Origin of the sequence: Pseudothermotoga elfii DSM 9442 = NBRC 107921 (genome assembly GCF_000504085.1) — a bacterium.
GTDB classification, from domain to species: Bacteria; Thermotogota; Thermotogae; order Thermotogales; family DSM-5069; genus Pseudothermotoga_B; species Pseudothermotoga_B elfii.
Window position 1 is genome coordinate 1,117,316 of the sequence record NC_022792.1, and the last position, 20,185, is coordinate 1,137,500.

Here is a 20,185-nt window from a genome sequence, read left to right on the forward strand (position 1 = left end):
TGGGGGCTTCCGCATGCCAGAGAATTTGAGCAATGTTCCGCTTGCTGAAAGAGTGAGACCGAAAAATGTAGAAGATTTGGTCGGTCAGCAACATGTGATGGGAAAAGAAGGTATACTACGGAAAGCCCTTGAAAAAGGGATGATGTTTTCTTGTGTACTCTATGGTCCACCCGGATGTGGAAAGAGTTCAATAGCAGAACTCATAAGAAAACATGTGGATGCGGAATTTTTCTTCTTCAGCGGGGCTCTACACGGCGCAAACGACATAAAGCAAGCGATGAACAGAGCTCAAGAGATGAAAAGATATGGCAAACAAACTATTATTTTCATAGATGAAATCCACAGACTTAACAAAGCTCAGCAGGACCTTCTTTTGTCGAAAGTAGAGGATGGTACTATAACACTGATTGGAGCGACAACTGAAAATCCATCCTTTGAGATAATTCCTCCTCTCCTCTCGAGATGTCGGGTGATCTTTTTAAAACCCCTTTCTAACGAGGAATTGATAAAAATTATGAAAAGAGCAATTATAGTAGACGAGAAAATAGCAAGTTACGAGATCAATGTAACTGACGAGGTTTTTCAGGCTATAGCCCAGATGTCTCAAGGAGATGCGCGATTCGCCTTGAATACTCTTGAAATAGCTATCGAAGCTGCTCGAGGAATGAATCAAAAAATAGTTGATTTCAATGTACTTCAGGCAAGCAGCGGTTACAAACCCCATGGTTACAGGAAAGAAGAACATTATGATTTTGCATCGGCTTTTATCAAAAGCTTGCGTGGAAGTGATCCTGACGCGGCACTTTACTATATGGCACGTATGATAGATTCTGGGGAAGATCCCATGTTCATAGCAAGAAGGATGATAATTCTTGCCAGTGAGGACATAGGCCTCGCAGACCCGATGGCTTTACTGGTTGCAACGTCTGCTGCTCAGGCTGTTGAATATGTGGGATTACCAGAATGTGCTTTGAATCTTGCTCAGGCAGCCATATATCTTGCAGCTGCTCCCAAGAGCAATTCAGTCTACTTAGCACTTGAAAAAGCAAAGGATGTTGCAAAACGTTCAACAGGTGTCCAGGTACCTCTTTTCTTGAGGAATCCGGTCACAAAATTGATGAAAAATTCTGGCTATGGAGAAGAGTATATTTACCCCCATGAGACAGGTGGCTTCGTGAAAAGAAGTTATATGCCTGACGAGCTAAGCAGAATTAAAATATACACTCCAAAATCTATCGGCAAAGAAGAAAATATCAAAAAGAGGCTTGAAGAACTCTGGGGAAAGGAAAAGTATTCGAAGGGGGAAGATGATGAAGAAGGTTAGTTCAACAAATCTTGTTTATGCGTTCTCATCCTCAATGAGCCCTGTCTTGGAAGTTGCTTCTGGTGATCAGATTGTTTTTGAAACTATAGACGCACTGGGTGGGCAAATCAAATTCGAAGGTGATGTAATCAATTTGGATTTTTCAAAAGTTAATCCTGCAACTGGTCCTGTTTTTATAAAAGGAGCGATGCCTGGAAATACTCTTAAGGTAAAAATATTAAAGATAGATTTGGCAGAAGAAGGTGTGATAGTTTGCGAGGAAGGTTTCGGGGTTTTTCCGGAACTGGTAAAAGGTTTCAAAGCTAAAATGCTTCGTATAAAAGATGGGTTTGTTAGATTTGATAAGCTGAGTATTCCCGCCAATCCAATGATAGGTGTTATAGGCGTTGCTCCGGAAAACGGGCATTTTACCACAGGTACTGCGTACAAACATGGTGGCAATATGGACACTAAGTATGTGAAAACCGGGAGTGCAGTTTACTTACCAATTTTCCAGCCCGGTGCCTGTTTGGCTCTTGGAGATGTTCACGCTGCAATGGCTGATGGAGAAGTCTGTGTTTCTGCTTGCGAAGTTTGTGCAAATGTGACAGTTGAGGTAGAACTGATCAATTATGAAATAGAATGGCCATTAATTGAGACAGAGAGTGGTTTTTTCATAGTTGTCTCTATGGGAACAGTTGAAGAAGCCTTAAAAGAAGTTACGTACCAGGCAGTAAAGTTTTTAAGTAGAAAATTAAATCTTTCTATGAACTCGGCTTATATGCTTGCAAGTCTTGTAGTTGATATACAAATAAGCCAGCTTGTAGATCCGAACAAAACGGTACGTGCATACATACCAAAATACCTCTTTGATGGGAAAGGAGAAATTATGTGAAAGCCGTCGTTTTTGACAGCAGCATTGATGTTCCTGTTGGTTACGAGTTTAAGGTACCTGTTTTTATGCTCCCGTTGAATGTGTACGTGGATGGAAAAGAGTACAGAGATAAAGTGAATATTACTGAAGAGGAATTTTATAGCCAGGCAATACTTGGAAAAGAAGTCAGGACATCCCTGCCAAATTTTTCAGAAACAGTCGAGTTACTGACAAAACTTTCAAAAGAGTACGATCATATTTATATCGTTACAATATCAAGTAAATTAAGTGGCACCTGGAATATGATAAGGCTTGTGTTGCAGCAATTTGATATTAAAAATGCGACACTAATAGATTCGAAAAGTGGAAGTGTCAAAAGTTTTTATGTTGTACATCGACTTATCAACGATATTTTGAACGAAATTGAAATATCTGAAGATATCTTCAGAAAATACATAGAAGAATCACTGCTGTTATTTACCGTTACCAGCCTGGATTACCTCGAAAAAGGAGGCAGGATTGGTAAAGCTAAGGCATTGCTGGGAAAATTACTCAGAATAAAACCGATTCTCTCAACAGATACCGATGGTCAAGTTCATAGCACAGGTTCAGCTCGCTCAATGAAGCACGTTATAGAAATCATAGCAGAGCAAGCCAAAAAATTCGCAGATTTCGAAAAATACGTTGTAGTTGGTGGCTATGGATTGAAGCAGATGAAAGAACATTTAGATCGGTTGCTTTCATTTTTTCCTGCTGGGAGCCTGGTTGGGATATCAAGGATAGGCCCGGCCGTGAGTGCCCATGTAGGGCCGGAGGTATTTGGTTTAGTTATAGGTAAAGCATAATCTGTTGACAAAAATTATTGTAGCATGGTAGAATTTTTAGTGCCTGCCGAGGTGGTGGAATTGGCAGACACGCATGGTTGAGGGCCATGTGGGTATGAGCCCGTGCGGGTTCAAGTCCCGCCCTCGGCACCAGGGGAGCTAAAAGCTCCCCTTTTTTGTTATACTTTTTCTGGTGATCAAAATGGTAAAGCTTGTATGCATAGATCTGGATGGGACATTATTAAATCAAGAGAAAAAGGTCTCGTCTCAAGACAAAACCGCTATAGAACTTGCAAGAAAAAAAGGCATAAAAATAACCGTGATGACTGGAAGAAGTTATTATTCTGCTCTGCCGTATGTGAAAGAAATCGGTCTGAATATACCTGTGGTTTTTCAGAATGGGGCACTCATTGCAACGCCATCATTAAGTGATATCTTTCGCTGTCTGCTACTTCCATCAAAAGTTGCTCTATATGCTGTCGAACTATCTTTCAAATATGGGCTCTATCCGATTGTGTATGAGTCTTTTTTCAGTCACAAAGATATGTTTGTCAAAGGAGAATATTGCGGAGCTTTCAATTCATATTTGATTTTTAACAGCCAGAGACTAAACAAAGTTGACAACTTATTTCAGATTCTTAAATCGCGCGATGAAATAGCAGAAATAGCGGTTATTGGAAAAGAAGATACAGCTGAGTTATTTTTAGAGCAGCTATGTGAGCAAACAGATGAGTTCACGTCAATAAAAAACCAGCATATTGACGGGGAGGTTTTCTTAGAAATTTTTTCTAAAGGCGTTGGCAAAGAAATAGCTCTTGATTTTTTGCTCGAATTATTTCATCTTAATGCCGATGAAGTTATGTACATAGGTGATAATTACAATGATCTTGGTGTGATGCAAAAAGTAGGCTTGCCTGTGGCTATGAGCAATGCACCGGATGAAGTAAAAAAATATGCAAGATTTATCACAGCGTCAAATGACGAGTCGGGTGTCTCATTAGCTATAAAAAAGTTTTTAATGGAGGTTTGAATATGATTCCACTTTCAAAACCATATTTGACAGATGTGGAAATTGAAACAATCATGAATGTCATGAAAAGCGACAGATTAAGTATGGGAGAATATACGAATCTTTTTGAAAGAAAAATCGCATCTGTTGCAAATGTCAATTATGCAGTGGCAGTTAACAGCGGAACTTCAGCACTTCATCTCATATTAAGAGCTCTTGGTGTGGAAGAATTTGATTTTATGCTCGTTCCCTCTTTCACTTTTGTTGCTTCAGCAAATGTTGCGCTTTTTGAACGTGCTATTCCTGTTTTTGTGGACATAGACGAGAGAACCTACAACATGGATCCCGATGCACTTGAAAAGCTTTTGAGAGATATTGAACGTGGTTGCGTGCACATAGGAAACAATCGCGTAGATATCAAAAAGGTTCGTTTTTTGATGACTGTAGATGTTTTTGGTCAGCCTGTTAATTACGACAGAGTATTGTCAATTGCTCACGACTGGAATTTAAAAGTCATTGAAGATTCCTGTGAGGCTCTTGGTTCAGAATATAGAGCAAGACCCTGTGGCAGCTTCGGTGAAGCTGGCGCATTTGCGTTTTATCCGAATAAACAAATTACCACCGGTGAAGGAGGAATAATAGTTACTAATAACAAAGAATTAGCCATGCTTTGCAAGAGTATGAGAAATCAAGGAAGAGGGGAAGAAGAAGATTGGTTGAACCACGTGAGATTGGGATTCAATTACCGTATTGATGAACTTTCAGCTGCATTGGGATATGCGCAGCTTACCCATCTGGAGGAAATTCTTGAGAAGAGAAATAATGTTGCTTTAAGCTATAATCAATTGCTTTCAAGATATAATTGGGTTCAGATACCTCATATAGAAGACTACACAACCAAAATAGGCTGGTTTGTTTATGTTGTAAAGCTCGATGAGAAAATAAACAGAGACAGGGTAATGGATTATATGAATAAAAGAGGTATTCAGGTAAGAAATTATTTCACGCCAATTCATCTACAGCCATTTTACAGAAAACTTTTCGGTTTTTCCGAGGGAATGTTGCCTGTAACTGAAAGAGTTTCAAAAAGTACACTTGCATTGCCTTTTTATACAACTTTGACTTTGCAAGAGCAGGAAACAGTTATAGAAATTTTGAAAGAGGCGGTAGAAAGGGTGGGGTAGGTGCTCTGGCTTTTCTTTTCTTCTTTTTTGACAGCTCTTTCAATGCCGGGTTTTGTGGCAGGATGTATAGTTTGGTTTTCTCTCGTCCCATTTTTAAAATCTCTTGAGAAAAAAGGGCCACTTTTTGGGGCATTGTATGGATTTCTATATTTCTACGCATTTTCGGCAATAAATCTGTACTGGGTATTGCCGGTTTTGATGGAAAACATGCCGAGGACATTTGGAAAATTCCATGCATTAACTGGTTTTCTCGTTTTTTTACTGATGCTTGCCTTTGAGGCTCTTCCTTTTGCTGCGTTTGGTTTTCTTTATGGTTTGTTAGAGAATTCTGTAAAAAAACACCCCATCAAAGAGGTTCTTTTTACAGCTTCGGCTTATACTCTTTTCGATTTTATCAGGAGCCTTGGCGAAATGGGGTTTACGGGAGGTACTTTGTCTGACGCCTTGTACAGAGACACGGGTATTTTACAACTGGCTCCCATCATTGGTTCGTACGGGTTAACTTTTATCATTGTTGCGGTGAATTGCTGGTTGTATATTATATGGAGGAAGAGTTCAAGACCCATTGAAAAAATAGTTTTTGTTGTACTTGCTATAAACGTCATTTCTCATCTGGCGAATATATTTCTTCCATTACCTCACACTTCAGATCAGTCACTTGCTGCAATTCAAACCAACACATCTCAAGACGTGAAGTATAACCAATCTTCGTACTATCTTTATGAGCAATTTAAGCCTATGCTTGTTGAATTGAAAGACACGCTTGTTGTAATGCCTGAAGATGTTTTTCCATTTGACCCAAGAGGGAGTGACATAGCTCAACAAATGAAAGAATTGTGCAGGCAAAACAATCTACAGATACTCATAGGTACTTTGTCAGTTAATTCAAAAATTCAGAATTCCGTTTTTCTCGTAAATGAGCTTGGCTTTGTTAGCAAATACTCAAAAGTAAAGCTATTTCCGTTTGTCGAGAGACTTCCATATGAAAAGGTTTTTGGTATTTTTTCTTTTCTGCAAGGGCTTAATTACCTGGATCCTGGTGAGGAGTATGAACCGCTGACTGTGGAAAATTATCCTTTGATAGGTGTTCAGATATGTTTTGAATCTTATTTTTCTGAGCCTTCGAGGCAGCTTGTCAAAAAAGGAGCCCGGGTTCTCTTAGTTTGTACAAACGATGGATGGTTTTCTTTTGATACAGCGTTAAAACAACATTTTGCTAAAGCAGTTATTAGAGCTGTTGAAACACGCCGTCAGGTGATACAGGTTTCGAATGCTGGTATCACTGGCTCAATAGATCCCTATGGGCGAATTGTAGAGGTAGCGAGAATCAGATCTTTTGAAAAAGTAGATTTTGATATCATACCAAATGAAGCAATAACCATTTACACAAAAACTGGTGATCTTGTCATATGGTTTTGCCTTGGTATAGTAGTTTTCATGTTATTCTTTCCTGGAGAAAGGACTTTAGGCACGAAAAGGAGGATCTGGAAATGAGAGTAATTGCAATAGTTCTTGACAGTGTTGGTATAGGTGAGATGCCAGATTCATCAGAGTATGGAGATCAGGGCAGCAACACACTTGTCAACACAGCAAGAGCTGTAGGAAAACTGAATCTACCGAATCTCGCCAAAATGGGTCTTGGAAATTTAGACACCATAGAAGGAGTACCTTCAATGCCTGCAAAAGGCGCATATGGTGTTATGCTTGAAAAAAGCCCTGGCAAAGATTCCACAACCGGTCACTGGGAACTGGCCGGTATTATATTGAAAAAACCTTTTGATTTGTTTCCAAATGGTTTCCCGGAAAATTTGATAAAAGAATTTGAAAAGCGAACTGGAAGAAGGGTTATTGGAAACAAGCCAGCTTCTGGTACAGAAATAATAAAAGAGCTCGGATTGGAACATGAACAAACAGGTGCTCTGATAGTTTACACATCCGCAGATAGCGTTTTTCAGATCGCGGCAAAGGAAGAAATAGTGCCAGTCGAAGAGCTGTATCGCTGCTGTGAAATAGCGAGGGATTTACTTGATGAATTTGGTTTCAAAGTTGGGCGTGTTATAGCCAGGCCATTTACAGGAAATTATCCAGATTATGTGAGAACACCAAGGAGGCATGATTATTCACTTGAGCCTGAAGATGAAATGCTCCTTGATGTGCTCGTTCAAAGCGATATACCTGTTTACGGCGTTGGAAAAATCTACGATCTCTATGCAGGAAGGGGAATCACAGAGAGCTATAAGACCGATAGTAATATAGATGGTATTCAGAAAACCATAAAGTTGATTATGGAAAAGCAGCACACGTGTTTTATTTATACAAATCTGGTGGATTACGATATGAAGTACGGCCATAGAAATGATCCTCATGGGTATGCTAAGGCACTTGAAGAATTTGATTTTAATTTACCTGAGATATGGAAAAATATGAAAGAAGATGATTTTTTATTCATCACCGCTGATCATGGCTGTGATCCAACGACGCCATCAACAGATCATTCAAGAGAGAGAGTTCCAATACTTGTATGCGGTTCAAAAGTTAGAAAGAACGTTTATCTCGGTATTCGAGAAAGCTTCGCAGATTTTGGCCAGACTATAGCTGATTTGTTTGGCGTAAGAAAATTAAATAACGGTACTTCTTTCAAATCGTTGCTTCTTCATTGAATATAATTTTGCCTCGATAAGTGATTTTTGCTGCGCTGTCATGTTATAAAATACTAATATATCCAAGGGGGGGATATTTATGAGGAGAGCAATCCTTCTTGCTGTGCTTTTCTGCACGAATTTTCTCCTTGCACGCGAAATTTCACTGAGAGAATTTGAACTCTGGGACCGGGATGGACTGGTGAACTCAATATGGTGCTCTGTAACTGTAAAAGATGGTTTGAGTTTTGTACCAGATTTGTCTCTCAATAACTTCGAAATTACGGAAACTGCTTATGACAAATATGGTGATTTGATTGAGGAAAGACCAGTTAGTTTTGACAACATTTATTATCAATTTGACGGAGAAGGATTCTGGGAAAAATCTGTGAACTCAGACAAACTGGATATAGTTTTTCTGATTGATTGCACAGGTTCTATGTATGAACGCATGGAGGAAATTAAAGAAGAGCTGCTCAAGTTCGTGGACAGACTCAGAGCAAACAACACAGACTTCAGGATTGTTGTTGCAGAGTACAGCGTTGAAGATGAACCAGGATGGCCAAGCGGAAATGAGGCAGACAGATTCCTGGGACCAGCAATGATAAATGAGATCAAGCACGAGATTCAAGAGCTTGGCACAGCAGGAGAAGGTTGGAATTTTACATGAGCGTACGATGCATTTCTATGGACCTTAGATCTCGACTGGCGAGAAGATGCCAGAAAAATTGTTGTGATCATCACAGATGTGTTTACAGATTCCGTCTATGGTCCGAACTGGTATTTTTTTCAGGGTGTAATACGTCGATGTATGCGGTAGATTTTGCATTGCGAGAAACAGGTATTCAGCTATACTATTGCCAGCCAGAGCAAAACAAAATGGCTCAGGTGGAACTTGAAGAATCCTATTCGCAGCTCGTGAACGATAGGGTCAGGCTATCTAATTTTGATGCACTTGAAAAAATCAACAACCAGGTCAGAAGACTCAGCTGGCCTTTTGATCAGCGAGAAATAGAATTGAAAAACTTGCCGCTCGTTGATTCAAAGTATTATTTTGCATGGCTAAGTGATTGGAGCGAGTATGATTTTGTCAGCAAAGTTGAAGTAAAAATAACTTTGTCAGGTGCTGGTAATATTGCAAATTTCGTTTATTATCCTCTGTATAACCCCGATGCTACTATCGCTGAAAGAGTATCAGAAAAAGATATAGCTCTTGTTTTAAAAGATGAATCTGGTCTATCAATGCTTGGAAAAAACAATGTTTCGGTAAGCCTTTACAAAGTTATGGGTGAATTGGACAGAATGGAAGCCGTGACAGGTGAAAGTGATGAAAATGGTGTTGTGAATTTTGGAAAAAGGCAAGTTGGAAGATATTACTACATGCTGTATGCCGACGGACGTCCAGCTGATAGGTACGATCAGCTGTGTTACACGGCAAGGGGCTGGATCGAGGTTGGGTTGGATAGTGCTACACCAACCGAGATGATTGCTTTTACAAAGAGTAAATCAGCTGAGCTGTTCAGAGCTTTCGGTTTGCTCAGAGAACTCAGAGAATTAGAGATATACAACGACAAAATTGAGGCTTTTGTTGAGAATGCTGAAGAATGGTTGGAAGGTCTCAAAGAAAATGGCTTGACGCTCGTTGAACTGGAAGCGGTGAAAAGGTTTAACACCGCTCTTGCTGCGATAGTGAACTGCTCAGGATACGCCTGTACAGTTCAAACAAGAGCCAGCGATGATGCACTCAAGGTGGTTGAAAAGATAAATGGAATGATACGGAAAGCTGAAGAAATTGTGGAAAAACTTGAGTCGGCAAAGCAAATAATCATGACCATCGTAAACACTTTTATAGACATCATTACCGGCAACTGGAGCGGTGCTGCATCAAATTTAACTATACAAGAACTCGTAGATCGTTTGGTGAACTATGTAAAAAACGACTTGCTTGACGATATTATGGAAACAGTTGAGCAAAAATTGGCAGAAGTAATAAGAGATCCAGAAAAAATCATTGATTATTTTCAGAGTTATGTCAAAGATTGGGTAAAACAAAAATTAAGTCCAGATCAAATAAGAGATAATGTTTACAATTTTGTTGAAGAAGAGCTTGTTTATGAGAAATTCACTTCTCACATGGAACAGCAAATAGAAAAGGTTCTGTTTGAAACTCAAAAACTCGTGGAAGAAAACATCGGAAAGCACTGGGATATTGACGAGAGATCATCGCTGATCAGAGAAAGTTTTTATCAGATGCGCAACGATTTGATGAGTGATCTCTTTGATGTTTCCTACAAAGCATTGAGTGAGAAAGATTCAATAGATGACTGGGAGAGCTGTTTATCGACACTGAGAGAGCTGATTCCACTGATTGTAGAATTCATAGAATTGTTTGAAGTTCGCTACCCTGAGCTATCTTCAATTAAAGCCGGGCTCGAAACGTTGTATGAAGCGCTGGACACCATGGGTGCCCTCACAAGAACGTACGAACTGGCCTTGAAGGTGGATTATTTGAATCCGCTCAGTGAACGTGTTCAACAAATAGTAGACATGGTTTTTCAATTCAAATGATTCACGAAACTATTTCTCCTCTTTTCACAAACCTCATGGTGATAAAGGAGCAAATTATGAAAATCAAGGAGAAAAATAACAGAGATTCGTAACCGGCAATATCTATAAAACCACCTGCAAGCGGGGGAGCAAATATGTTTGCTGCCATAGAGAAGAAATAATATAGCCCTGTATATCCCCCCGCTTTTTCAGATCTGGTCATGTCAACAACCATTGGTAAAGAATTTACGTTTATCAGCGCCCAGCCGATCCCGCTAATCGAAAACATTACAAAAAAGATATTTATTATCATGCCATCGGTTATTAATTTCGACAGCACTGCAATTATGGTCAAACAAATCATTAATATTAATAAGCCAATACTTATTGTTCTTTTTCTTCCAAATTTGCTGCCAATCCATCCAGCCGGAATTGAAAACAACATGAACGTGAGTGAAAATACCCCTAAAATAAGAGCCCCGGTGCTTTCAGAGATATTCAGATGAAACTTGGCGTAGCTTGTAAAAAATGTCTCCAGAGCGTTGAATCCTATAAACCAGAGCAGTATAGATACCAAAATAAAGAAAAGACTCTTTTCCTTTGCCCTGAAAACATCTCTCAGGTTATCGAACAATTCTCTATTCCCTTTTCTTACAATTTCGAACAATTTTGAATTTTCCTGCGACTTAATAGTATACTCACTTGATTCTCTTATGAAAAGTAACACCAGTATATTTGCAATAAGCATTATAATTGCCCCTGCAAAAAATGGGTAAGCGTAATTTTTGTCATAGAGAGGTTTACCTGCAAAATATGCCAGAAGAGCTCCAAAGCCACCCATGAAATTAACGATTCCATTTGCCTGGCTTCGATATTTTGATGGCGTCACATCTGGCATCAAAGCTATCAAAGGTGAACGAAATAAAGCCATAGATATATTCATAACTATTATTATTATCATCATTAAAAGTAAAGATTTGAGATTTCTTGCAACTGGAATTAAGGCAAAAAATAAAGCACCAGCAGGCGCTCCGATAAGAATATATGGTTTTCTCCTACCAAGTTTTGTCCTTGTCTGATCACTCAACGTACCTATATATGGAAGCATTATTATGGCTAAAATATTATCAATGGTCATCACTATCCCCACTGCGAACGAAGGCAGTGCAAAATCTTTCAAAAAAATAGGTACATAAGCGTTGTACAAGGGCCATAAAACACTTATACCGAAAAAACCAAAACCGAGCAAAAAAATCTTCCAGTATTTGAACCGCATACCTTCACCCCTTTATCACAAAATGATTTTTTCCAGATCGCCTGGTATTAATATGTCACCCAGAAAGAACTTTTTAAGCTCGTCAATAAGCTTTTTATCATTGTTAATATCCGGACCTAAATGCACCAGGCACAAAATCTTTACGCCACATTGTTGAGCGATTCTCGCAGCATCTTCAGCGCATGTATGGCCTTCAATACGTTTTGAAAAAAGATAGCTGCATGTTGCTTCATGTATAAGTAAATCAGCACCGAAAGATTGTTCTATAACCTCTTTGCATGGTTCTGTATCGCTTGAATAAACAACAATTGAATCAAACGACTTAATCTTCAATCCGAAATTTTCAACGGAATGCTTTACAGGAAAAAATTCGATGATCAAGTCTTCATCGATTAGCTGAAAACCATATCGTATTTCCTCAACTTCAACAGGAAACCTTCTTTCTTTTTCCATAAAATTGAACATACCGAGATATGTTTTTACAAGATTTGAAAAAACCTCTGAAACATAAATTTTCAAAGGATTTTCCCTTCCTGACAATCTCATCATTTCGACCAATGAAGGCAATCCATAAACGTGATCAACGTGACCATGGGTTATTATTACATTTTTGAGCCTTAAAGGGTTATAACCAAGTTTTCTCATCTTTCCAAAAGCGTTGCCCGAACATTCAATGAGAGTATCACCAACTAAAAAAGAGGTGTTGTCTCTATTTTCTGTGGTTATAGCTGCAGCAGTTCCTAAGAATGCTATTCTCATTTTCTAACCTCCTAAGCAGATTATATTGGAATTTTTTTGAACCAGGACACTTCATTGTTTGATTTCTATGAAAGTGGAGTTCATCATTTTGCAAAAGTGAAGAAACAAATACATGAAAAACCTGGCATAATAGACGAGAATTACTTAAGAGAAGTGATTGATAGATTTATAAATTAAATAATTCTAACCTTGTGAATTATTATATAGAATAGCAATTTGTGGATTGAATAATTTTTATTAAGATTGTATTCAATAACCTTGTGACATTTCACTTGAATTTCTAAGATTTGTTAACAAACACCCCAAAAATCGCCTTTTTTTTCAAAACCTCCGATAGGTAATTTTTCCCCGTACATTTTTTACTATGTGCCTTTATAAATTTTCCCGCTTTTAATGCTCGCCTTTATATATTCTTGCATGCCATATAGTATAATATTTATTGACAAATCTGTTCCTGGGAATTATTATTTATTCAGTATCTTATGGGTTTCAATCGAACCTTAGAGGGATGGAAACACACCAGCGGAAATGACTTGATAAAGAGCGTTTGCGGTGTTTCAATCGAACCTTAGAGGGATGGAAACAAACTCTGGGCTTCCGACCGAACTCGCAAAGCTTGTGTTTCAATCGAACCTTAGAGGGATGGAAACGCTCATCCGCAATGTATGTGTAACTTAACGACAGTTTGTTTCAATCGAACCTTAGAGGGATGGAAACAGGGAGTGAAAGATTGAGTTGGAAAGACAGTTTCCGTTTCAATCGAACCTTAGAGGGATGGAAACAAATCGGTACCTCCACAAGTGCACCATTCTCAATTTGTTTCAATCGAACCTTAGAGGGATGGAAACTGGCAAAAAACAGTCGAAGCTAGTGTTCAGCGAGCACGTTTCAATCGAACCTTAGAGGGATGGAAACAAATACACTAATTTACCATCTTGGTTTAAAACAATAGTTTCAATCGAACCTTAGAGGGATGGAAACTTGATAAAGCAATGCAAAGAGCCGCTTACGCGCTCGCGTTTCAATCGAACCTTAGAGGGATGGAAACTCTATAGATAGTACCGTAGATGGCATATCATCAGACGGGTTTCAATCGAACCTTAGAGGGATGGAAACAAATTTCGATGCAGATACGTGCTATCGCATAGCCTTGTTTCAATCGAACCTTAGAGGGATGGAAACCTTCCAAATGATACATCAATCTATACAGCATCTGTAGTTTCAATCGAACCTTAGAGGGATGGAAACAGTAACCGCCAACGAAATGCCAAAGAGCATAGTCGTCGTTTCAATCGAACCTTAGAGGGATGGAAACTACCAAAAGTAGTTGCGAGAACGCAGCCAGCAATTAGTTTCAATCGAACCTTAGAGGGATGGAAACAGGTATAAAGATGGAGCTATATTGATTGAAGAAGGGAGTTTCAATCGAACCTTAGAGGGATGGAAACGCGCGAGAGCCATCACACAGTCATCGTGATAGCCATGTTTCAATCGAACCTTAGAGGGATGGAAACAGTAACCGTTCAACTTTCCTTGGAGATCTTTAATATCGGTTTCAATCGAACCTTAGAGGGATGGAAACGAGAATAACCATTTGGAAATTGTCAGAGCACTTTCCGTTTCAATCGAACCTTAGAGGGATGGAAACCGGATAATCCTTGGAATGGAGCCTACCCCATCTTATCGTTTCAATCGAACCTTAGAGGGATGGAAACAAATTGTAACGTAATATGCCTTGTATCCAAGAGCGCGTTTCAATCGAACCTTAGAGGGATGGAAACGGCCTACTACATACACCCCCTTTCGCTACTGGTCCTGTTTCAATCGAACCTTAGAGGGATGGAAACTCCAGTTCTATGGACCTACCACAGAGCCAAAGCAAGAGTTTCAATCGAACCTTAGAGGGATGGAAACTCTGGTACTACAAGTTCAAAATTGTCGCCGAATATGTTTCAATCGAACCTTAGAGGGATGGAAACAAATTGTAACGTAATATGCCTTGTATCCAAGAGCGCGTTTCAATCGAACCTTAGAGGGATGGAAACGGCCTACTACATACACCCCCTTTCGCTACTGGTCCTGTTTCAATCGAACCTTAGAGGGATGGAAACTCCAGTTCTATGGACCTACCACAGAGCCAAAGCAAGAGTTTCAATCGAACCTTAGAGGGATGGAAACTCCAGTTCTATGGACCTACCACAGAGCCAAAGCAAGAGTTTCAATCGAACCTTAGAGGGATGGAAACTCTGGTACTACAAGTTCAAAATTGTCGCCGAATATGTTTCAATCGAACCTTAGAGGGATGGAAACTCAGCATACAATGGAATATTACATATATATGCATTAAAGTTTCAATCGAACCTTAGAGGGATGGAAACAACTTTCGAAAATCCGCATGAAATGGGCTCGTACAACGTTTCAATCGAACCTTAGAGGGATGGAAACCGTGCCATGTTTTTTATCCGAGCTTTTTGAATTTCCGTTTCAATCGAACCTTAGAGGGATGGAAACACGATAACTCGCCCTTGCGGCTGCGCTGGAAGCGCAGTTTCAATCGAACCTTAGAGGGATGGAAACCCCCTTGTATTTGCCGAGCAGAACTTTTTGAGGTCTGTTTCAATCGAACCTTAGAGGGATGGAAACCTGGAACCTCTATGAGTTCCAGCGTCACGCGATCACGTTTCAATCGAACCTTAGAGGGATGGAAACAACACTGCATAACCGAATGCAAAGGCTTCGGAGATGGTTTCAATCGAACCTTAGAGGGATGGAAACTATAAAGAAAAGACGGAGCTGTGGCAACTAATCAAGTTTCAATCGAACCTTAGAGGGATGGAAACTCATTCTGAGATCCTCATAGATCGGGTCTCCTACGCGTTTCAATCGAACCTTAGAGGGATGGAAACCAATTTCATTCATCATCAATTCTTCCCTTTTCAATCTTGTTTCAATCGAACCTTAGAGGGATGGAAACCAAATAAAATCCTCAACTACAACATCACCTTTTTGAAGTTTCAATCGAACCTTAGAGGGATGGAAACATGGAAGCCATTTTGGATCAAATTGCCCGATAATCGGTTTCAATCGAACCTTAGAGGGATGGAAACTTGTATTGTCAACTTCAACTTCTATTTTAACTTCCCAGTTTCAATCGAACCTTAGAGGGATGGAAACCCTTCTTCCAGAAATTGTTTTAGCCCTGTAAGTTTACGTTTCAATCGAACCTTAGAGGGATGGAAACGACAAAATGGCAAAGAATAAAGCAATCTCAGAATCGCGTTTCAATCGAACCTTAGAGGGATGGAAACCGATGCTTTCTAACTGTGTTAGAAGGGCATTATTCTGTTTCAATCGAACCTTAGAGGGATGGAAACAATAATTGTTCCGATTGGATCCAATAATTGTTGCACGTTTCAATCGAACCTTAGAGGGATGGAAACTACTTTCCCCTCCTATTCTTTGATTATAAATCTTCTAGTTTCAATCGAACCTTAGAGGGATGGAAACCTTGGTAGCAAAGAAGTATCGAGGTCAATTGTTATTTGTTTCAATCGAACCTTAGAGGGATGGAAACTGGAGATAAAAAACTAAACATATCCTCTCATTTTATGTTTCAATCGAACCTTAGAGGGATGGAAACTCAGTTTGCTCAACAAGTTCGCTGTACGCGCGTCTGGTTTCAATCGAACCTTAGAGGGATGGAAACTTTTCTCTTTTATCGTCATTTTTCTACCCCCTTCAAAGTTTCAATCGAACCTTAGAGGGATGGAAACACAGCAAAATCCTACAGTTTCGGCTCGAATTATCAAGTTTCAATCGAACCTTAGAGGGATGGAAACTCGACTTTCCTTGCAGTGCAGATTGGTTGGATTTCTGTTTCAATCGAACCTTAGAGGGATGGAAACCCTTCTGCAGCTGAAATGGAAGCTGCGAGAACTATGATTGAAGTTTCAATCGAACCTTAGAGGGATGGAAACCCTTCTGCAGCTGAAATGGAAGCTGCGAGAACTATGATTGAAGTTTCAATCGAACCTTAGAGGGATGGAAACATGCTGTAGTGTCGCTTTTGGATATTTTTGTTCGTGTTTCAATCGAACCTTAGAGGGATGGAAACCGAACACGCGGCAAATCGCGAACAGAAACATATTCAGTTTCAATCGAACCTTAGAGGGATGGAAACTAATGTTTTGGTTGGTAATGGATGGAGTGTTAAGGAGTTTCAATCGAACCTTAGAGGGATGGAAACAAAGATTGCATAATGGTGAATATGGTTGGCAGTCTAGTTTCAATCGAACCTTAGAGGGATGGAAACCCAAATCATCTTTTGCAGTAGTACCGAGCTTCTCCAGTTTCAATCGAACCTTAGAGGGATGGAAACACGTCAAGTAGCAATTTAGCCTTAACACAAGCTGTTGTTTCAATCGAACCTTAGAGGGATGGAAACAAAGAACCCCTTTAAGAGAAAAGAGTAGAGAAAGAACGTTTCAATCGAACCTTAGAGGGATGGAAACTCGTCGAAGATTATCAGGTGCCAATTTTCAGGGAAGAGTTTCAATCGAACCTTAGAGGGATGGAAACTACGTATAACATATACAATATCATTTATTCGACTTTCTTTAAGTTTCAATCGAACCTTAGAGGGATGGAAACCCGATACACTAGTAAAATTCGAAGTTCCAGGAAATAGTTTCAATCGAACCTTAGAGGGATGGAAACCAATTTGGTTAAGCAGAGAAACAGATGTGATGAGCAACGTTTCAATCGAACCTTAGAGGGATGGAAACCTTTTTTGCCACAGAAGCGGGTATACACAAGATCTTGTTTCAATCGAACCTTAGAGGGATGGAAACAAAATTCTTCCGCCAAGCAAAGCCATGGGGGGTACCTGTTTCAATCGAACCTTAGAGGGATGGAAACTAGTGCTACACAGATCCTTGAAATAGACCCAAATACGTTTCAATCGAACCTTAGAGGGATGGAAACAGGCTAAGAAACAGGCTGCAACAAAAAGGATTAATTGTTTCAATCGAACCTTAGAGGGATGGAAACAAGAGCTTGGTAAAGTTGTAAATCTTGAGAAGTATGAGTTTCAATCGAACCTTAGAGGGATGGAAACTACGTATAACATATACAATATCATTTATTCGACTTTCTTTAAGTTTCAATCGAACCTTAGAGGGATGGAAACGAGCAATGGTACAAGATGCTGAGAGATCTAACTGATGTTTCAATCGAACCTTAGAGGGATGGAAACCTATAGGAAGTTCAAAATTAGAGTGTTCTATTTCGTGTTTCAATCGAACCTTAGAGGGATGGAAACTTATATAAGGAAGTGATAACGTGATTGCAGCGATTAAGTTTCAATCGAACCTTAGAGGGATGGAAACTAAGTTTGCCAAGCCCCTTGTTGTAATGCATATCCGGTTTCAATCGAACCTTAGAGGGATGGAAACGCACCAAAAGGAATTTCTTCTGGAACTTTTTTGATAGTTTCAATCGAACCTTAGAGGGATGGAAACGTGTGCAATATAATAATGATTATGTTGATTCCACTGATAATTGGCGTCATAGTAAATGGCTATCCATGATGCAGAAACGTTTAAAGATAGCAAAAAGAATACTTGCTGATGATGGTGTTTTGATTACTACAATAGATGACAATGAATATGCTCATCTATGGATTCTCCTTCACGAAATTTTTCCAAACCTAACTCATACCTGCATAACCATTCAGCATAATCCCGGCGGAACTCAGGGCAAAAAATTTTCTGTGACTCATGAATATGCAATATTTTCATATTCATCAGAAAGTACTATTTTTCGCAAGCAACATACTGGTGGAGATGTATATAATTTAAGACGTTGGGGAAGCACTTCAGGTCGCTACGAAGGTGCAACATGTTTTTATCCAGTAATTCTAGACTCTAACTATAACATCATCGGTTTTGGTGATTTACTCGATGAAGAGTTACACCCTACAGCTCAAGTAGAATATAATGCAGATGGTACAATTTATGTTTGGCCAATTGATAAGAATGGCATTGAAAAGAAATGGCGATATGGACGTGATACCGTAGAATCAGTAAAAGATAGAATGTTTATTGAAAAAAGAGGAAATCGAATAGAAATTATTTTACGTAGAGAAAGCGAACCTCCAAAAACGGTTTGGACTGATCCTTTATATAATGCAGAAGCCCATGGTACAGATATGCTTAAAACCATAATTGGTGGCGGTTTTTCTTACCCAAAATCACTCTATGCTGTCCATGATGCATTGTTATTCGCTGTATCAGGAAAGAAAAATGCTTTAATTGTCGACTTTTTTGCTGGTAGTGGAACAACGCTCCATGCGGTAAATTTACTAAACGTAGAGGATAATGGTAACCGTCGTTGTATTTTAGTAACAAATAACGAAGTATCAGACGCAGAATCAAAAGCTTTACGCGAACAAGGATATCAACCTGGCGACCCAGAATGGGAAAAACATGGTATATGTCGCTCGGTTACTTGGCCTAGGATAAAATATAGTATCCTTGGAAAACGTGATGATGGCACTATCCTATCAGGAGAGTATTACACAAACCAAACAGTATCAAAAGAGGTAGAGCGTTCATTCTATCAGCTTGGCTTTATTGATAATCCTACGGAACTAACAACTAATGCAAAAAAGCAGCTTGTTTCTTTGCTACGCGGTAAGGATGGAAAGTCGCAATTACCACAATCATTAGTCAAAGCAGATAGTAAATTCATTGTTTCGGATAAACATTCGGCGACGATCTTGTTTGATGTAAATGCTGTTAATGAATGGCTGGAAGCTTTAGAAGATCAAGACCACATCACAGACTTTTATATAGTGGTAAAATCTGCTGCCACTTTCAAGGAAATTAAAGCACAGGTATCAAACTTGCTCGGTCCAATGAATGTAACATTGCAAGTTAAACGTCCCATGAGCGATGGTTTTCCTGCAAATGTTGAGTATTTTAAACTAGGTTTTTTAGATAAAAACAGCGTATCACTAGGTCAACAATTCCGCGAAATATTACCATTGCTTTGGCTAAAATCCGGTGCTATCGGCCGGAGGCCAGAAATAAACAGCGATGAAGAACCAGATATGTTAATTCTTCCTCAAAACGGCTTTGCAGTTCTGGTTGATGAAGCAAAATATGCCGAGTTTGCAAAAAAGATTTCAGAAGTAAATAATATTAAAGTGGTATATTTTGTAACAAACTCGGAGGAAGCTTTCCGCGAAATGACTGATGGCATAAAAATAAAAAATACATACCAACTATACCGAGATTACATTGATAACTTTGTGTTGGGAAGTAGGAGGGATTCATAAATGAGAGTTACTTTATTTCCATTTCAGGAAACGGCTCTTGCAGAATTGCATGAGAAAATTAATAAAGCTCATTTAATGTGGAGCGAAAAAGACCCTCAGGTAATATCGTTTTCCGCACCTACGGGTTCTGGAAAAACTATAATTATGACTGCACTTTTTGAAGAAATCCTATATGGAGGTTCAGATAATATCGGCGATCCGAATTCAGTGTTTGTTTGGCTTTCCGATTCGCCGGAACTTAACGAGCAAACGCGATTAAAAATTGAAAGCAAATCAGACAAAATTCGTGTACGGGACTTAGTAACTGTAGATTCAAACTTTGATACCGAGTATTTGGAGGGTGGACGTATTTATTTTATTAACACACAAAAACTCGGTTCTGACAAGTTATTAACAACTAAGTCCGATACAAGGCAATATACAATTTGGGA

The 20,185-nt window shown here is 39.2% G+C and carries 14 protein-coding genes, 1 tRNA gene and 1 CRISPR repeat array (1 of these 16 only partly in view); of the genes, 13 read left to right on the top strand and 2 right to left on the bottom strand.

All coding sequences use genetic code 11. The features are described 5' to 3' along the window. The first annotated feature begins 13 nt into the window (after nt 1-13). From TEL01S_RS05485 to TEL01S_RS05530, 10 genes are all read left to right on the top strand, one after another. Nucleotides 14-1,324, top strand: coding sequence for a replication-associated recombination protein A (locus TEL01S_RS05485; RefSeq protein WP_012003129.1), 1,311 nt, complete (start codon nt 14-16; stop codon nt 1,322-1,324). Then, on the top strand, nt 1,308-2,198 hold the full coding sequence (locus TEL01S_RS05490; RefSeq protein ID WP_228368993.1) for an acetamidase/formamidase family protein: 891 nt from the start codon (nt 1,308-1,310) through the stop codon (nt 2,196-2,198). Before TEL01S_RS05485 ends, TEL01S_RS05490 begins: the two co-directional genes overlap by 17 nt. Further along, the gene (locus TEL01S_RS05495) at nt 2,195-3,022 is read left to right on the top strand and encodes a DegV family protein (RefSeq protein ID WP_012003131.1); all 828 of its coding nucleotides are present in this window, start codon (nt 2,195-2,197) and stop codon (nt 3,020-3,022) included. Before TEL01S_RS05490 ends, TEL01S_RS05495 begins: the two co-directional genes overlap by 4 nt. Before the next feature lie 45 nt (nt 3,023-3,067). Then, nucleotides 3,068-3,154 (top strand) — tRNA-Leu (locus TEL01S_RS05500). A 49-nt stretch (nt 3,155-3,203) separates the two neighbouring features. Then, nucleotides 3,204-4,031 (top strand): Cof-type HAD-IIB family hydrolase, encoded by an 828-nt coding sequence (locus tag TEL01S_RS05505; RefSeq protein ID WP_012003132.1) that lies wholly within the window; start codon nt 3,204-3,206, stop codon nt 4,029-4,031. A 2-nt stretch (nt 4,032-4,033) separates the two neighbouring features. Then, nucleotides 4,034-5,194, top strand: coding sequence for a DegT/DnrJ/EryC1/StrS family aminotransferase (locus TEL01S_RS05510; RefSeq protein WP_012003133.1), 1,161 nt, complete (start codon nt 4,034-4,036; stop codon nt 5,192-5,194). Further along, entirely contained in the window at nt 5,195-6,688 is a 1,494-nt protein-coding gene (lnt, locus tag TEL01S_RS05515) for an apolipoprotein N-acyltransferase (protein ID WP_012003134.1), read from the top strand. After that, a complete protein-coding gene (locus TEL01S_RS05520) occupies nt 6,685-7,854 on the top strand; it encodes a phosphopentomutase (protein WP_012003135.1) in 1,170 nt (389 codons plus the stop codon). Before lnt ends, TEL01S_RS05520 begins: the two co-directional genes overlap by 4 nt. Before the next feature lie 79 nt (nt 7,855-7,933). Next, nucleotides 7,934-8,503, top strand: a complete 570-nt coding sequence (locus TEL01S_RS05525; protein ID WP_012003136.1) for a vWA domain-containing protein — start codon at nt 7,934-7,936, stop codon at nt 8,501-8,503. Further along, nucleotides 8,500-10,401, top strand: a complete 1,902-nt coding sequence (locus TEL01S_RS05530; protein WP_232504340.1) for a VWA domain-containing protein — start codon at nt 8,500-8,502, stop codon at nt 10,399-10,401. Before TEL01S_RS05525 ends, TEL01S_RS05530 begins: the two co-directional genes overlap by 4 nt. Nucleotide 10,402: 1 nt before the next feature. Here TEL01S_RS05530 and TEL01S_RS05535 read toward each other — a convergent pair whose 3' ends face one another. Next, entirely contained in the window at nt 10,403-11,656 is a 1,254-nt protein-coding gene (locus TEL01S_RS05535) for an SLC45 family MFS transporter (RefSeq protein WP_012003138.1), read from the bottom strand. 15 nt (nt 11,657-11,671) lie between these two features. Then, a complete protein-coding gene (locus TEL01S_RS05540) occupies nt 11,672-12,415 on the bottom strand; it encodes an MBL fold metallo-hydrolase (protein ID WP_028843188.1) in 744 nt (247 codons plus the stop codon). Nucleotides 12,416-12,469: 54 nt separating this feature from the next. On the opposite strand from TEL01S_RS05540, the gene TEL01S_RS11180 reads away from it, so the two are divergent. From TEL01S_RS11180 to TEL01S_RS05550, 3 genes are all read left to right on the top strand, one after another. Then, nucleotides 12,470-12,592: a hypothetical protein gene (locus TEL01S_RS11180; protein ID WP_269764063.1), complete on the top strand. Its 123-nt coding sequence runs from the start codon at nt 12,470-12,472 to the stop codon at nt 12,590-12,592. 309 nt (nt 12,593-12,901) lie between these two features. Next, a CRISPR array of direct repeats spans nt 12,902-17,934; the repeat unit is 30 nt; unit sequence GTTTCAATCGAACCTTAGAGGGATGGAAAC. A 2-nt stretch (nt 17,935-17,936) separates the two neighbouring features. Beyond that, on the top strand, nt 17,937-19,754 hold the full coding sequence (locus TEL01S_RS05545) for a DNA methyltransferase (RefSeq protein ID WP_232504341.1): 1,818 nt from the start codon (nt 17,937-17,939) through the stop codon (nt 19,752-19,754). Then, nucleotides 19,755-20,185 carry the start of a DEAD/DEAH box helicase gene (locus TEL01S_RS05550; protein ID WP_028844059.1) on the top strand. Its footprint extends 2,077 nt past the window's final position, so the window shows 431 of its 2,508 coding nt (coding positions 1-431); the start codon lies at nt 19,755-19,757; its stop codon lies off the right edge, out of view.

Bases quoted from the DNA above. Each gene is read 5' to 3' on its own strand.
- TEL01S_RS05485 (WP_012003129.1), top strand. From the start codon at position 14: ATGCCAGAGAATTTGAGCAATGTTCCGCTTGCTGAAAGAGTGAGACCG.
- TEL01S_RS05490 (WP_228368993.1), top strand. From the start codon at position 1,308: ATGATGAAGAAGGTTAGTTCAACAAATCTTGTTTATGCGTTCTCATCC.
- TEL01S_RS05505 (WP_012003132.1), top strand. From the start codon at position 3,204: ATGGTAAAGCTTGTATGCATAGATCTGGATGGGACATTATTAAATCAA.
- TEL01S_RS05510 (WP_012003133.1), top strand. From the start codon at position 4,034: ATGATTCCACTTTCAAAACCATATTTGACAGATGTGGAAATTGAAACA.
- TEL01S_RS05520 (WP_012003135.1), top strand. From the start codon at position 6,685: ATGAGAGTAATTGCAATAGTTCTTGACAGTGTTGGTATAGGTGAGATG.
- TEL01S_RS05525 (WP_012003136.1), top strand. From the start codon at position 7,934: ATGAGGAGAGCAATCCTTCTTGCTGTGCTTTTCTGCACGAATTTTCTC.
- TEL01S_RS05530 (WP_232504340.1), top strand. From the start codon at position 8,500: ATGAGCGTACGATGCATTTCTATGGACCTTAGATCTCGACTGGCGAGA.
- TEL01S_RS05535 (WP_012003138.1), bottom strand. From the start codon at position 11,656: ATGCGGTTCAAATACTGGAAGATTTTTTTGCTCGGTTTTGGTTTTTTC.
- TEL01S_RS05540 (WP_028843188.1), bottom strand. From the start codon at position 12,415: ATGAGAATAGCATTCTTAGGAACTGCTGCAGCTATAACCACAGAAAAT.